Origin of the sequence: Streptomyces sp. NPDC048507 (genome assembly GCF_043199995.1) — a bacterium.
GTDB lineage: Bacteria > Actinomycetota > Actinomycetes > Streptomycetales > Streptomycetaceae > Streptomyces.
In genome coordinates this window covers 70439-85259 of sequence record NZ_JBICWZ010000016.1, presented here as the reverse complement: position 1 = coordinate 85259, position 14821 = coordinate 70439, and the positions used below count along the sequence as shown (strand labels likewise).

Below are 14821 nucleotides of genomic sequence, written 5' to 3'. Positions count from 1 at the left end.
ATGTCTGGGGACTACACCGAAACCGAGGTGATCGTGGTCGGGGCGGGGCCCGTCGGCCTGCTGCTCGCCGGGGAACTGCGGCTGGCGGGCGCAGACGTGGTGGTCCTCGACAAACTCACCGCGCCGACCACCGAATCACGCGCCTCCACCCTGCACTCGCGCACCATGGAGATCCTCGACACCCGCGGCCTGCTCGACGGCCTGGGCGAGGTGCCGAACGACCCGTCCGGCCACTTCGGCGGGATCCCCTTCGACCTCTCCCTGCCCGGCCCCTACCCCGGCCAGTGGAAGGTCGCGCAGACCCGCCTGGAGGAAGTGCTCGGCCAGTGGGCCGCCGACCTGGGCGCCGACGTACGGCGCGGTCACGAGGTGACCGCGCTGACCGTGGCCGGCGACCTCGTCACCGTCGAGGCGCGCGGCCCCGACGGCACGCCCGCCTCCCTGCGGGCGGCCTACGTCGTCGGCTGCGACGGCGAACACAGCGCGGTCCGCACGCTCGGCGGCTTCGACTTCCCCGGCACCGACGCCGAACGCGAACTGCTGCGCGCCGACGTCGCGGGCCTGGACATCCCGGCCCGCCGCTTCGAGCGGCTGGAGGGCGGACTGGCCATCGCGGCCCGCCGGCCCGACGGGGTCACCCGGGTGATGGTGCACGAGTTCGGCTCCCGCCCCCGGCGCGGAGCGCCCTCCTTCGAGGAGGTCGCCGACACCTGGAAGCGCATCACGGGCGAGGACATCGGCGGCGGCACCCCGCTGTGGGTGAACTCCTTCGGGGACGCCTCCCGGCAGGCCGTCCACTACCGCCGCGGCCGCCTCCTGCTCGCCGGCGACGCGGCGCACCAGCAGATGCCGATCGGCGGCCAGGCCCTCAACCTCGGGCTCCAGGACGCCTTCAACCTCGGCTGGAAGCTGGCCGCCGTCCTCGCCGGGCACGGCGGCGAGGAACTGCTCGACAGCTACCACGAGGAGCGGTACCCCGTCGGCCAGGCCGTGCAGAGCAACATCAGGACCCAGGCCCTGCTGCTGCTCGGCGGCCCCGAGGTCGACGCGGTGCGGGAGGTGTTCGCCGAACTCACCGGCCACGAGGACGTACGCGCCCACCTGGCCGGGATGATCTCCGGACTCGACGTGCGCTACGCGCTCGGGGCGGACGGCCCCGCGCCGCTCGGCCTGCGCCTGCCGCAGGCCGGGGCCGTCGGCGAGGACGGCGGGACCACCACCTTCGCACTGCTGCGCGCGGGCCGGGGCCTGCTGCTCCTGGCACCGGGCGACGAGGCCCGCCGGGAGGAACTGCGCGCCGCCGCGCTGCCCTGGAGCGACCGGGTGCGCGTGGCGACGGCCGCGGAGGGGGCGGACGGGACCGGCGGGACGGCCCTGCTGGTGCGCCCGGACGGCCACGTCGTCTGGGCGGACGGAACCGCCGACTCGGGCCCGGACGGGGACCCGGCCGCGGCACTGGCGCGGTGGTTCGGGCCGGCGTCCGTCCCCGCCGCCCGGCCGCCCGCCGTGCGCGCGCCGGCGACGGTGTCCGCGGTGGCGCCCGCCGTACGGGAGCGCCGCAGCGGCACGGACCGGCTCGCGGGCCGCAGCGCGCTGGTCACCGGGTCGAGCCGGGGCATGGGGCGGGCGGCGGCGATCAGGCTGGCGGAGGAGGGCGCGCTCGTCGCGGTCCACTACACCAGCGACGAGGCGGCCGCCCGCGACGTCGTCGCCGCGGTCGAACGCGACGGCGGCCGCGCCTTCGCCGTACGCGCCGAACTGGGCGTACCGGGGGACGTGGACGCCCTGTTCGGCGCCCTGGAGGCCGACCTCCTCGACCGCACCGGCAGCACCGACCTGCACATCCTCGTCAACAACGCCGGGGTGATGGGCGGGGCCGGCCCCGACGACATCACCCCGGAGCAGTTCGACCGGATCTTCGCGGTCAACGCGAAGGCGCCGTTCTTCCTGATCCAGCGGGCGCTGCGGAACATGCCCGACGGCGGCCGGATCGTCAACATCTCCTCCGGCCTCACCCGGTTCGCGAACCCGGACGAGATCGCCTACGCGATGAGCAAGGGGGCACTCGAACAGCTCGCCCTGCACTTCGCGAAGGCGCTCGGTCCGCGGGGCATCACCATCAACTCGGTGGCGCCCGGCATCACGCGCAACGGCAGCCCCGTCTTCGACATCCCCGAGGCGGTGGAGCACATGGCCTCGCTGTCCGCCTTCAACCGGGTGGGCGAACCGGAGGACGTGGCCGACGTGGTGGCGTTCCTCGCCACCGACGAGGCCCGCTGGATCACCGGCTCCTTCGTCGACGCCACGGGCGGCACCCTGCTCGGCTGAGCGGTCCGCCCGTACCGAGACCCGCCGGCGCACACCCGCGCCGCGCCGGCGCCGGGGCGGGGCGGCGGGGATCCCTCCCCGGCGCCCCGCCCCTCCCCTTCCCTCCCCGTCCCTCCTGGTGGAACGCGAGCATGCAGTCCTCGACGAAATCCCCGACCGGCGGCGGGCCGGCGCACCCGAGCCCGGTTCCCCGGGCCCTGGTGTCCGTACTCGCCGCGAACATGCTGGTCGACGCGTTGGAGGTGTCCGCGAACCTGATCGCCCTGCCCTCGGCCGGCGCCGGTCTGGGGCTGTCCGTCCCGCAGGCGCAGTGGATCGTCAGCGGTTTCGCCGCCGGATTCTGCGGCCTCCTGCTGCTGGGCGGCCGCCTGGTCGAACACCTCGGCCGCCGCCGGGTGTTCCTGGCCGCGCTGCTCGTCTTCGCCGCCGCCTCGCTGGCCGGGGCGCTGGCGGACGGCGCCGCCCTGCTGACCGCCACCCGCGTGGTCAAGGGCTGCTGCGTCGCGCTGACCGCGCCCACCGGGCTGGCCATCATCACCTCCGCCGTCCCCGAAGGCCCCGCCCGCCGCCGGGCGGTGTCCCTCTACTCCTTCTTCGGCGCCGCCGGATTCTGCACCGGGCTGCTGCTGGCCGGGCTGCTGACCGCGGTCGGCTGGCGCTGGACCCTGGCCTTCCCGGCCCCCGTCGCGCTGCTCCTGCTGGCCGCCGGGGCGCGGCTGGTCCCGCGCGACGTCCGCGGCCCGGGCGCCGCGCGCGGCCCCGGACGGCACGCCGTGGCGGCCGCCCTCGGGCTGACCGGCGCGGTCCTGCTGCTCGTGTACGGGCTCGCGCACCTGGCGGGCCCCGGCCGCGACCCGGACCTCGCGGCGGCCGCCCTCTGCGGGGCGGTGCCGGCGGCGGCGGTGTTCGTGGCGGCCGAACGGCGCGCGGCGCGGCCGCTGGTGCCCCCCGTACTGCTGCGGCACGCACCGCTGCTGCGTTCCGCGCTCGGCGCCGCCGCGCTCAACGGCTCGTACGTGGGCTTCCTGCTCGTGGCCACCCTGCACGTGCAGGGTGCGGGCCGCAGCCCCTGGCAGACCGCCCTCTGCTTCCTGCCGGCGGCGGCCCCGCTCGCGCTGAGCGCACTGCACTCGGCGCGGATCGCCGTCCGGCTGGGCCCGGCGCGGGCGGTCGCCGCCGGCGCCGTCCTCGCCCCGCTCGGCTACGCCCTCTACCCGCGGGCCCCGGACGCGGATCCGGGGTTCACCGCCCTGCTGCCCGCGACGGCCTGCGTCGGGGCCGCCTTCGTGCTCGCCTTCACCGCCCTGCACCTCCAGGCCACCGGCACGGTCCCGGCCGGGCTCCAGGGCGCGGCCGGCGGGCTCTACCAGACCTTCGTCCAGGCGGGCGCGGCCCTGACGGCGGCGCCCGTCGCCGCCCTCTACACGGTGGGCCCGGGGCCGGCGCTCCTGCTGGTCACCGCCATCGGGGCGGCCGGAGCCTGCGTCGCCCTCGGCGGCCTGCTCCCGGCCGCCCGCCCCCGTCCTTCACCAGCCGCTTCACCGTCCCCCTCATCACCGATCCGACCGTGAAAGCAACCGACCACGGGCGGACGGGGACAGCCCCGTCCGCCCCGACCCCGGAAAGCGTCATGAACACACTTCACATGTCACAGACGTACGAGACAGACACCGGCCTGGTCCACATGACCCGGCCCGACATGGCCCTGCTGCACACCGCCGGACTGCGCGAGCGCACCCGGATCCTGGAGCAGTACGTCCGCGAGGAGCTCGGCCGCATCCTCGGCATCGAGCCGCACATGGTCGACACCACGGGCCGTCCCATGGGCTGCCTGGGCATCGGATCCATCTCCGGAATAGAACTCCAGTACAGGATGGAGAACACGCTCGGCGTCGACGTGAACCTCCAGCGGCTGCTGCTCGCCAACAGCGCCCAGGAGCTCATCGACTGCCTCGCCGGCCAGTTCGGCCCGGACGCCCACCTGCACGGCGCCCCGGTGCCGGCATGACGGCCACCACGCTCCTGCCGGCCACGCGCCCGGCAGTGAACCACCGGGACCTCGCGCGCCCCGACTTCACCCTCTCCGCCGACCGCGTCGACCTCTGGCTGATCCGCCGCCCCACGGGCGCGGACGCCGAGGCGCTCGCCATCGAGGAACTCGACGAGAAGGAGCGCAAGCGCACCGACTCCTTCATCCGCCAGTCCGACGGCATGCTCTACGCGGCCGCCCACGTGGCAGTCCGCCGCCTCCTCGGGCGCTACACGGCCACCCGGCCCGAGGACGTGCGCTTCATGCGCGAGCCCTGCCCGGGCTGCGGCGAAGCACACGGCCGCCCCGCCCTGTCGCCCCCGCCGCCCCCGCTGCACTACTCCCTCTCGCACAGCGGGGGAGTGGCCATGGTCGGCGTCGGCACGGTGCCGCTCGGCGTGGACGTCGAGAAGCTCCCCGGTGCCGAAACGGTGGACATCTGCTCGAAGGCGCTCCACCCGCAGGAGCAGCTGGAGATAGCCGAAGCCGAGGCCGGCGAGGAGCGCAGGCAGCTCTTCGGCCAGATCTGGACGCGGAAGGAAGCATTCCTCAAGGGGCTCGGGACAGGGTTGAGCCGTTCCCCCGCGGAGGACTACCTCGGCACCGATCACGACCGTCACCCGCAGGGCTGGACCATGGTCGGCGTTCCCGCCGACGCCAGCCACGCGGCGGCCGTCGCCGTGGCCGGACCCTCTCCCGCGAAGGTCGACGTCAGGTGGGTACCGGACGCCTGGCTCTCCGTCGGCCACACCGTCTGCTCCGGTACCGCCCCGGACCGCACCCCGCCCGCCCGTTGAACCGACCCGAGGAAACGGCCGGCCCCACCACAGAAAAGGACGTGACCGGATGAGCCGCACCGCCTTCCTCTTCCCGGGCCAGGGCTCCGAATGCGCCGGAATGGCCAGGGAGTTGCTCGCCCTGCGCCCCGACCTCGCCGACACCCACTACCGCACCGCCGACGACCTCCTCGGCATCCCCCTGGCCCGGATCTGCCGGGACGGCTCCCCCCGGGACTTCGAGGACCCGGCGGTGGCGCAGCCGGCCGTCTTCCTGACGAGCCTGGCCGTGCTGGAAGTGCTGCGCGGCGAGGGCCTGGCGCCCGACGCCGTCGCCGGGCACAGCCTGGGGGAGTACGCGGCCCTGGTGGCGGCCGGCGTCCTGGAGTGGACCGAGGCGCTGTGGCTCGTGCGGCTGCGCAGCGAGCTCGTCGCGACCGTCGGCGACCGGGTCGGCAGCGCCACGGTGGCGGTGATCGGCCCGCGCCGTACGGACCTGATGCGGATGTGCGCCGAGGCCCGGGCGGCCACCGGCCAGGTCGTGGAGGTGGCCGGGGACAACGGGCCCCGGCAGACCGTGGTCTCCGGTCAGGCGGAGGCCGTGGAACGCGTCGCGCGGGAGGCCGCCGTGACCGGCGCCCGGATCGCCTGGCTGCGGGCCGGCGGACCCTTCCACTCCAGCCTGCTGGACGAGGCCGAGGCGGAGTTCACCGAGACGCTGATGGCCACGGAGTTCCGCGACCCGGCCGTCCCGCTGGTCTCCGGCGTCACCGGCGGCTGGGTGACGACCGCCGCCGAGGCCGTCGTCGCCCTGCGCGGCCAGCTCACCAGCCCGGTGCGCTGGACCCAGGCCGTCGGCGCGCTGGCCACCGCCGGCGCCGACCGCTTCGTGGAAGTGGGCCCCGGCCAGGTGCTCAGCGGACTGGTCCGGCACATCCTGCCGGGCGCCCGCGTCCACCCGACGCACACCGCCGGGCGACTGGCCGAGGCCGTGGGGGCCCTCAGCACGACCGCGGTCTGACCGGCCCGCCCGCAACGGACCGCCGTACGCGGACCCGCCCGGGCCCGGCCACCGCCCGCGCACGCCGACCCGCCGCCGCGACCGCCGGCGCGGACCGTCCCGACCAGAGGAGCAGCCCGTGCAGACGCAAGCGCCGGACCACCTCATCCGCGTGGTGAGGGGGCGCCCCGACACCGACGAACTCGCCGCGCTCACCGCCGTCGTGCTCGCCCGGGCCGCGGCCCTGGAGGGCGAGTTCGGGGGTACGGCGGGCAGCGGGCCCGCCGTGGCCGGCTGGTGCCGGTCCGGCCGCCCGCGCGACTTCCTCGGGCCGCGCACCTGGCGCGCCCACCGCGCCGGGCCCCGGCCCGCCTGACGCGCCCGCCGGCGCGCACCTTCCCACCGAGGAGACCCGACCCATGACCCACCCCGTCCCCGGACGGAGGGACGTCCCCGAGGGCCTCCCGGCCGTCCCGCGCCCCCGCCACGACCCGGACCTCCCGGAGTGCTTCGCCCGCTCCGCGGCGGCCCTGCGGGGCGTGGTGCGGCGCACCGCGGACGTCCACGTCTGGCTGGAGGCCCGCCGCCGGGCCCACGGCCCGCGGACCGAGCGCATCCCCCTCGCCGAACTCGACTCGGGCTGGAACGCGGACCCCGACGGCGGTGACCTCGGGCGCCGCGGCCGGACGCCCTTCACCGTCGAGGGACTGCGCGTGAACGCCGCCACCGACGGACACGGGCGGCAGTGGCACCAGCCGGTCGTCCGCCGGTCCGAACCCGGCGTCCTCGGCATCCTCGTCAAGGACTTCGACGGCGTCGCGCACTTCCTGCTGCGCGCCGCGCCGCAGCCCGGCCACCGCAACGGGCTCCAGCTCGCGCCGACCGTACGGACCACCCGCGCCGAACTCGCCGCGGCCCGTCCGGACTCCGGCGCGCGCCACCTGGAGCACTTCACCGGACCCGGCCGCGGCCGGGTGCTGGCCGACACGCTCCAGTCCGCGCACGGCGAGTGGAGCGCCGGCGCGGGCGACCGCCTCATGCTCGTACGGGCCGTGGGCGAGGTACCGGCCCACGCGGACTTCCGCTGGCTGACCCTCGGCCAGATCGGTGAGCTGCTGCGCCGGGACCACGTCATCGACGCGGACGCGCGCAGCGTGCTCGCCTGCGTCCCGCACGCGGACCCGGACGGCCTCGCCCTGCACACGGACACCGAGCTGCTCTCCTGGTTCACCGCCGAGCGTTCCCGCCACGACCTGAGCGCCGCACGCGTCCCGCTCGCGGACCTGCCCGGCTGGAAGCGCACCGGGCACGGCGTCACCCACGAGGAGGGCCGCCACGCCGACGTCGTCGCGGTCGCCGTCCGCACGGCGGACGGGCCCGGGACCACCTCCTGGACCCAGCCGATGCTCGAACCCGCGGGCACCGGCCTGCGCGCCTTCCTGACCCGCCGGATCGGCGGCGCGCCGCACCTGCTGGTGCGGGCCGCCGCCCCCGGCAGCGCCGGGACCGTGGAGATCGGCCCGACCGTGGACTGCGTCCCGTCCGCCCACGCGCACCTGCCGCCCGGGCAGCGCCCGCCCTTCCTCGACGCCGTGCTCGACGCCGGCCCCTCGCGCATCCGCTACGAGGCGTGGCACTCCGAGCAGGGCGCCCACTTCCTCCACGCCGAGAGCCGCCACCTCTTCGTCGAAGCCGACGAGGAGCAGGCCCCGCTCCAGTCCCCGCCCGGCTACCGGTGGGCCACCCCCGGGCAGCTCACCACCCTGCTCCGCCACCACCACCCCCTCGACGTCCGGGCGCGCACCCTGCTGTCCTGCCTGACCACGGGAGCGGTACACCTCTGAGGGGACCGGCTGCCGGGTCGTCGCGCCACCCGCCCATCACGTCCGCCCCTGGAGAGGCCATGCCTTCGCCCCACGACGACATCGCGGACCTGCGCGAGCAGATCCGCTACCTACGCGACCACGCCGAACTGCGCGAGCTGTTCGACCGCTACGTCACCGCCCTCGACACCGGCGGGCCGCCCGGCCCGGACCGGGAGCGCTTCGCCGGCCTCTTCACCGAGGACGTCACCTTCGCCTTCCCGATCGGGGTGTGCACCGGCGTCGAGGCCTTCGCCGCCTTCCAGCGCGAGGCCCGCGAACGGTGGGCGCGCACGCACCACCTGGCCGCCGGACACAGCGTGGTCCTCGACGGGGACCGCGCCACGCTGCGCGCCCAGCAGCTCACCACCCACGTCCACCACGCGCCCGGCGAGGCGCCGGCCCACTTCGAGGTCGGCGGGTACTCGGAGGCCCGCGCCGTGCGCACCCCGGCCGGCTGGCGCCTGCACCACATCGCCTTCCACGTCGTGTGGGACTCCGGCGTCCGCCTGCCCGAGCTGGCCGGAGTCCGGCTGTGAGCGCCCGGTGAACGCCGTGCAGATCGCCGGCTACTGGGTCCCCGCGCGCGAAACCCTGCGCGAGCTCCCCCCGGAACCGCTGCGCGAGCCCGCGCCGCCGCACGCCGTACGGCACCCCGCGCCGCACGCCGTACGCCACCCGCTGCCGCCCCTGACCACGCTGCTGCGCCGCCGGGCCGCCTGGGCGCTCGCCGCGGCCCGGGTCCGCCCGCTCCGCCCCCGCGGCTGACCGCCGCACTCGGTCGCCCGTCCCCTCCCCCCGTCACCGTCACCGTCACCGTCACCCTCACCGGAGGCCTCCGCATGCCCGCTCCACCGCCGTCCGGCCCGCCCGGGATCCGGCCCGTCGTTCTCGACGCGGCCGGCGTCCCGCTGTCCGGGCTGCTCGCCCTGCCGGACCGGCCGGTGCCCCGGGCCGTCGTGGTGGCCCTGCACGGGGCGGGGATGAGCGCCGGATACTTCGACAGCCGGGCCCGTCCCGGGCTCTCGCTGCTCGAACTCGGCGCCGCCCTCGGCTACGCGGTCCTCGCCCTGGACCGGCCCGGCTACGGGGCCTCGGCGGCCGCGCTGCCCGAGGGGCAGGAGCTCGCCGGGCAGACCGATACGCTGCTGGCCGCCCTGGACGGCTTCGCCCGGGACCACGAACTGGGCGCCGGGTACTTCCTCGTGGGCCACTCGAACGGCGGCCGGCTCGCGCTGTCCGCCGCGGCCGACGCCGACTTCGCGCCGGTCGGGCTGGAGCTCAGCGGGCTCGGCCGGCGCTTCGCGGTCGAGCCCGGGCAGCTGCCCGGGGCGGCGGCGGACCTGCGGGGCCAGTGGCGCCGGCACTGGGGGGCGCTGCGGTTCTACCCGCCGGACGCCTTCCGGCTCGGCGCGGGACTGGTCCGTCCGGTGCCCGCCCTGGAGGCCCGGGAAACCGTCCGCTGGCCGGACATGTACCCCCGTTTCGCGGCCCGGACCAGGGTCCCGGTGCGGTTCACCTTCGCCGAACAGGAGCTGTGGTGGAGGACCGACGGCGCGGCACTGGAGGAACTCCTGAGTCCGCTGCCCCGGGGCTCCGCGGAGGCTGTCCGACTGCCCGATTCCGGTCATAACATCAGCTTGGGCTGGGCGGCTCGCACCTATCACCTGCGGGTTCTGGCCTTCCTGGAGGAGTGCCTGCTCGCCCGTGACGCCGCGGCGGTCCGTGTTTCCCGGCCGTCTGACAGAGACCTGAAAAAGGTTGACGCGGATCTGACATAAAGCCCGTTGACCAACAGATCGTCACCAACGAGGCTTTTCGTGAGCATCCCGAGACGTGTAACGAAATCCGTCATGCCGGGACACGTCAACTCGTTCGGCCCGTACTCGCTTTGATCCAGCAGATACATCCCGAAAAGGAACACACATGAGTGACGTGAAGGACCTGGTGCAGGTCGCCGGAATCATCGACGCCGAGGAGGCCGCTCTGCTGGCCGAGGAGGGCGTCGACTGGTTCGGCTTCCCGCTCCGGCTCCCGTCGGGCAAGGACGACATCTCCGAGGCCGCGGCCACGGAGATCATCGCCGGCCTGAAGGCCCCGCAGGAGGGCGTCCTCATCAGCTACATGACGGACGCCGACGAGATCAGCGCGTTCACCACGCAGCTCGGTGTCAAGGCCGTCCAGCTCCACGGCGACGTCGAGCCCGAGCAGCTGCGCAAGCTCAAGGCGAACCGCCCCGACCTGTACGTGCTCAAGAGCCTGGTCGTGAAGGAGGACAACGCCGAGGAGCTGCTCAAGCTCGTCGACGACGTCGCCGACTCGGTGGACATGTTCATCACCGACACCTTCAACCCGGCCACCGGTGCCAAGGGCGCCACCGGCCTCACCCACGACTGGAACGTCAGCGCGGAGCTCGTGCGCCGCTCGCCGAAGCCCCTGATGATGGCCGGCGGCCTGAGCCCGGAGAACGTCGCCGACGCGATCCGCTTCGTCAAGCCCGCCGCCGTCGACGCCCACAGCCTCCTGGAGGGCACCGACCGCCGCAAGGACCGCGCCAAGGTCGCGAAGTTCGTGGCCGAGTCCCGCAAGGCCTTCGCCGAGATCGCGGCCTCCTGACCTCGGCACCCCACCACGCGGTTGCGGCCGCCCGGGGCCCCCTGGGCCCCGGGCCCGGCCGCAGCCCGTCTCCACCGACCGACGAGAAGCAGGTTCAGATGGCGACCGGCCACCACAACGTCCACCCGCTGCCGCAGACCAACCAGCTCCGGGCCATGCACACGATCATCCGCGACCGCGAGGCATCGCGCGCCGACTTCGTGTTCTACTCCCGGCGCATCATCCGACTCCTGCTCGAATCGGCGCTCGACCAGCTGCCGTTCGACAAGGTGAAGGTCGTCACGCCGGTCGGCGAGACGTTCGAAGGGCTGAAGTTCGCTCCGAAGCTGTGCGCCGTGCCCGTGATCCGGGCCGGTGACTCCATGGTGGACGAACTGCGCGAGGTCGTGCCGAACATCCGCATCGGCAAGGTCCTCATCCAGCGGGACAAGACCACCAAGCTCCCGCACCTCTTCTACCAGAACCTGCCGTCCGACATAGCGGACCGGCACGTCCTGCTCCTGGAGCCGATGCTCGCCACCGGCGGCAGCGCCAACGCCGCGATCGAGGTCCTGCTCGACGCCGGCGTGCGCGAGGAGAACATCGTCTTCGTCAATTTCCTCGCCGCCCCCGAGGGCATCGCCGCGGTCCACGCGGTGCACCCGCTGGTCAAGATCGTCACCTCCTCGGTCGAGGAGCGCCTCAACGAGCACGCGTTCATGATCCCGGGCATCGGCGACTTCGGTGACCGCTTCTTCGGCACGACGGACTCGGGCGCCGCACGATGAAGGGCTCCCGCACCCTAACGGACTCCGCGCTGACGGCGTTGGCGCCGGCGATCTGGGGTTCGACGTACCTGGTCACCACGGAGCTGCTGCCCGAGGGACGCCCGCTGCTGGCGGCCGTGCTCCGTGCCCTGCCCGCCGGTCTCATCCTGGTGATCTTCGGGCGCACCCTGCCGAAGGGCATCTGGTGGTGGCGGGCCCTGGTCCTGGGCGTCCTGAACATCGGCGCCTTCTTCTACCTGCTCTTCGTCGCCGCCTACCACCTGCCGGGCGGTGTCGCCGCGCTGGTGATGTCCATCCAGCCGATGATCGTGCTGCTGCTCGGCGCGGTGCTGCTGAAGGAGAAGATCAAGCGGATCCACCTGGCGGCCTGTGCGCTCGGCGCGGCCGGTGTGGCGCTGCTCGTCCTCCAGCCGAACGCCGGGCTGAACGCCACCGGTGTCATCGCCGGTCTGCTGGGCGCGCTCAGCATGGCCTCCGGCATCGTGCTGACCAAGCGCTGGGGCCGACCCGAAGGCGTCGGCCTGCTGCCCTTCACGGGCTGGCAGCTGACCGTCGGCGGTCTGGTCCTGCTCCCGATCGCGCTGATCGGTGAGGGCCTGCCCGGCGAGATCACCGGCAAGAACGTCTGGGGCTTCCTCTACCTCGGCATCATCGGGGCCCTGTTCGCCTACGCGATCTGGTTCCGCGGCGTGCAGCGCCTGCCCGCCCTGGCCGTCTCGTTCCTGAGCTTCGCCTCCCCGCTGGCGGCGACGCTGCTCGGCTACTTCGTCCTCGACCAGTCGCTCTCGCCGCTCCAGATCGTCGGAGCGCTGATCGTCGTCGGCGCGGTCTTCCTCGCCCAGCCACGGGCGGGCGCGAAGAAGGACGCCGCCGGACCGGCCGCCGAGCCGGCCGCCGAGCCGGCCCCTCACAAGACCCCGCGGGAATCCGCCCCGGCGTAACGCGCCGGACTCCCGCCCGAGACTCCCCGCCGGGCCCCTTCCCCCCTGGGCACGGGCGGGGAGCGGTGGTGGCACACCGCGGCCTCCCCCGTCCGCGGTGTGCCGCCCACCCCCCCCACGACCACACGTACGCGCAGTACCCCGCGAGAGGACCGAGGCCGTGCCCCACATACACGTCCGGCACTACCCGAGGGACTTCACGCAAGAGCAGCTCAGGGCGATCGACGAGGCGGTCACCGCCGCCGTGACGAAGACCTTCGCCACCGGCGAGGAAACCGTCTCGATCTCCCTCGAGCCGGTCACCCCGGAGGACTGGGACAGCCAGGTCCTCGCCGAGATTGCCGCCCGCCGGGACGAGCTGCTCAAGGCACCCGGCTACTGGAACGAGAGTTGAGAGAGCCCCGATGAGCGCAAGCAACGGCATCCCCGTCGTCTACACCGAGGAGGTCCGCGAGGCCCTCCACGAGGGCGCGGCCGTCGTCGCCCTGGAGAGCAACGTCATCACCCACGGCCTGCCCTACCCGGACAACGCGGCCACCGGCCGCAAGGTCCAGGACGCCGTACGGGCCGGCGGCGCCGTGCCCGCGACGATCTCCATCGAGGGCGGCGAGATCCGGGTCGGCATGAGCGACGCCGACATCGAGCGCTTCGCCTCGCTGCCGGGCATCCCCAAGGTGTCCAGCAGGGACCTGCCCGTCGTCCTCGCGCAGGGCGGACTGGGTGCCACCACCGTGGCCACCTCCGTCGTCGCGGCGGAGCTCGCCGGGATCCCGTTCTTCTCCTCCGCCGGCATCGGCGGCGTGCACCGGGGCGCCCAGGAGACCTGGGACGTCTCCTCGGACCTCATCCAGTTCACCCGGTCCAAGGTCGCCGTCGTCTGCGCGGGCGCGAAGATGATCCTCGACCTCGGTCTGACGCTGGAGTACCTGGAGACGCAGTGCGTCCCCGTCGTCGCCTACCGCTCGGACGACTTCCCCGCCTTCTACTGCCGCACGAGCGGCCACAAGGCTCCGCACCGGCTGGACGACGAGCAGGTCATCGCCCGCGCCGTCGAGGCCCACTGGGCCCTCGGCAACAACAGCTCCTTCCTGATCACCACCCCGGTCCGGGAGGAGGACGCCATCGACTCCGCCGAGGTGGACACGGCCATCCGCGCCGCCGTCGCCGAGGCCACCCGCGACGGGGTGTCGGGCCAGGCCATCACCAAGTACCTGATGCGCGCCGTCGACGCGGCGACCGAAGGCCGCTCCGCCAAGGCCAACATGGCCGTCCTCGCCTCCTGCGCCGAGGCGGCCGGCCGCCTGGCCGTCGCCCACTCCCGCCACCTCGCCGAGATCGCGGGCCGCTGATCCGCCCCGCCCGCGGGCGTTTTCCGTTCCACCACCGCACCACGCGTTGACCTCAGTCTGGAGAGACACATGTCCGAGAAGCTGTTCGAGCCGGTCACCCTCGGGAAGCTGGCCCTGAGCAACCGAGTGGTCATGGCGCCCATGTCCCGCAACCGGGCGACCGCCGAGGGCCTGGCCACCGACCTGATGGCCACCTACTACGGCCAGCGGGCCGGGGCCGGCCTCATCATCACCGAGGGCGCCCAGCCCAGCGCCGTGGGCCAGGGCTTCGCCAACAGCCCGGGTCTGCACACCCAGGAGCAGGCCGAGTCCTGGAAGCCGGTCACCGAGGCCGTGCACGCGGCCGGTGGCAAGATCGTCGTGCAGCTCATGCACGCCGGCCGCATCGGCCACCCCGCGCTGTACCCGAGCGGCCACCAGTCGGTCGCCCCGTCCGCCATCGCCGCGGCCGGCCAGGCCTACGGTCCCGAGGGCCCGCTCGACTACCCGGTCCCGCGCGCCCTGACGGTCGAGGAGATCGCCGGGGTCGTCAAGGAGCACGCGGACGCCGCCGAGCTCGCCATCGAGGCCGGCTTCGACGGTGTGGAGATCCACGCGGGCAACGGCTTCCTGCTCCACCAGTTCCTGGCGGACAACAGCAACCAGCGCACCGACGAGTATGGCGGCTCGGTCGAGAACCGCGTCCGCTTCGCGATCGAGGTGATCGAGGCGGTCTCCGAGCGCATCGGCGCCGACCGCGTCGGCGTGCGCATCTCGCCGTCGAACCCGTACAACGACATCGTCGAGAACGACACCCGCGCCCTGTACGAGGCCCTCGTCGCGGCCCTGCCGCCGGTGGCCTTCCTGCACATCCTGGAGGGCGGCAACCGCGACCACATCGCGGCCCTGCGCGCCCAGTGGACCGGCACCATCGTGCTGTGCCCGCACCCGGAGAACGGCGTCCCGGTCAGCGCCGAGATCGCCACCGAGGCGCTGGAGACCGGCGTGGCCTGCGCCGTCGCCTTCGGCTCGGCCTTCCTCGCCAACCCGGACCTGCCGGAGCGCATCCGCAGCGGCCACGCGCTGGCCGAGGCCGACCAGAGCAAGTTCTACGGCGGCGACCACACCGGTTACACCGACTACCCGACGTTCGCCGCGTGAGCGAGACCGGGCA

General features: G+C 74.3%; 16 protein-coding genes. All 16 read left to right on the top strand.

What is annotated here, in order from left to right:
* Positions 1-2328, top strand: a complete 2328-nt coding sequence (locus ACGFXC_RS31205; RefSeq protein ID WP_393718233.1) for an SDR family oxidoreductase — start codon at positions 1-3, stop codon at positions 2326-2328.
* 131 nt (positions 2329-2459) lie between these two features.
* A complete protein-coding gene (locus ACGFXC_RS31200; RefSeq protein WP_393718232.1) occupies positions 2460-3899 on the top strand; it encodes an MFS transporter in 1440 nt (479 codons plus the stop codon).
* A gap of 59 nt (positions 3900-3958) precedes the next feature.
* Complete coding sequence (locus tag ACGFXC_RS31195; protein ID WP_393718231.1) at positions 3959-4336, top strand: acyl carrier protein; 378 nt, start codon at positions 3959-3961, stop codon at positions 4334-4336.
* Positions 4333-5154, top strand: a complete 822-nt coding sequence (locus ACGFXC_RS31190) for a 4'-phosphopantetheinyl transferase family protein (protein ID WP_393718230.1) — start codon at positions 4333-4335, stop codon at positions 5152-5154. The genes ACGFXC_RS31195 and ACGFXC_RS31190 overlap by 4 nt, the downstream gene beginning before the upstream one ends.
* A 49-nt stretch (positions 5155-5203) precedes the next feature.
* Complete coding sequence (locus ACGFXC_RS31185) at positions 5204-6154, top strand: ACP S-malonyltransferase (RefSeq protein WP_393718229.1); 951 nt, start codon at positions 5204-5206, stop codon at positions 6152-6154.
* 118 nt (positions 6155-6272) lie between these two features.
* Positions 6273-6509, top strand: a complete 237-nt coding sequence (locus tag ACGFXC_RS31180; protein WP_393718228.1) for an acyl-CoA carboxylase epsilon subunit — start codon at positions 6273-6275, stop codon at positions 6507-6509.
* Positions 6510-6552: 43 nt separating this feature from the next.
* Positions 6553-7977 carry an NDP-hexose 2,3-dehydratase family protein gene (locus ACGFXC_RS31175; RefSeq protein ID WP_393718227.1) on the top strand — a complete coding sequence of 475 codons (1425 nt, stop codon included), beginning with the start codon at positions 6553-6555 and terminating at the stop codon, positions 7975-7977.
* 59 nt (positions 7978-8036) lie between these two features.
* Positions 8037-8534 (top strand): nuclear transport factor 2 family protein, encoded by a 498-nt coding sequence (locus ACGFXC_RS31170; protein WP_393718226.1) that lies wholly within the window; start codon positions 8037-8039, stop codon positions 8532-8534.
* Between the two features lie 7 nt (positions 8535-8541).
* A complete protein-coding gene (locus tag ACGFXC_RS31165; protein WP_393718225.1) occupies positions 8542-8763 on the top strand; it encodes a hypothetical protein in 222 nt (73 codons plus the stop codon).
* A 74-nt stretch (positions 8764-8837) separates the two neighbouring features.
* A complete protein-coding gene (locus ACGFXC_RS31160; protein ID WP_393718224.1) occupies positions 8838-9776 on the top strand; it encodes an alpha/beta hydrolase in 939 nt (312 codons plus the stop codon).
* A 145-nt stretch (positions 9777-9921) separates the two neighbouring features.
* Positions 9922-10611, top strand: coding sequence for a phosphoribosylanthranilate isomerase (locus ACGFXC_RS31155; protein WP_351822707.1), 690 nt, complete (start codon positions 9922-9924; stop codon positions 10609-10611).
* Positions 10612-10709: 98 nt separating this feature from the next.
* Positions 10710-11378, top strand: coding sequence for a uracil phosphoribosyltransferase (upp, locus tag ACGFXC_RS31150; protein ID WP_393718223.1), 669 nt, complete (start codon positions 10710-10712; stop codon positions 11376-11378).
* Positions 11375-12319 carry an EamA family transporter gene (locus tag ACGFXC_RS31145; protein ID WP_393718222.1) on the top strand — a complete coding sequence of 315 codons (945 nt, stop codon included), beginning with the start codon at positions 11375-11377 and terminating at the stop codon, positions 12317-12319. Before upp ends, ACGFXC_RS31145 begins: the two co-directional genes overlap by 4 nt.
* Before the next feature lie 160 nt (positions 12320-12479).
* Positions 12480-12713: a tautomerase family protein gene (locus tag ACGFXC_RS31140; RefSeq protein ID WP_393718221.1), complete on the top strand. Its 234-nt coding sequence runs from the start codon at positions 12480-12482 to the stop codon at positions 12711-12713.
* A 10-nt stretch (positions 12714-12723) separates the two neighbouring features.
* The gene (locus ACGFXC_RS31135) at positions 12724-13668 is read left to right on the top strand and encodes a pseudouridine-5'-phosphate glycosidase (protein WP_393718220.1); all 945 of its coding nucleotides are present in this window, start codon (positions 12724-12726) and stop codon (positions 13666-13668) included.
* Between the two features lie 69 nt (positions 13669-13737).
* Positions 13738-14808, top strand: coding sequence for an alkene reductase (locus tag ACGFXC_RS31130; protein WP_393718219.1), 1071 nt, complete (start codon positions 13738-13740; stop codon positions 14806-14808).
* Positions 14809-14821: the final 13 nt, after the last annotated feature.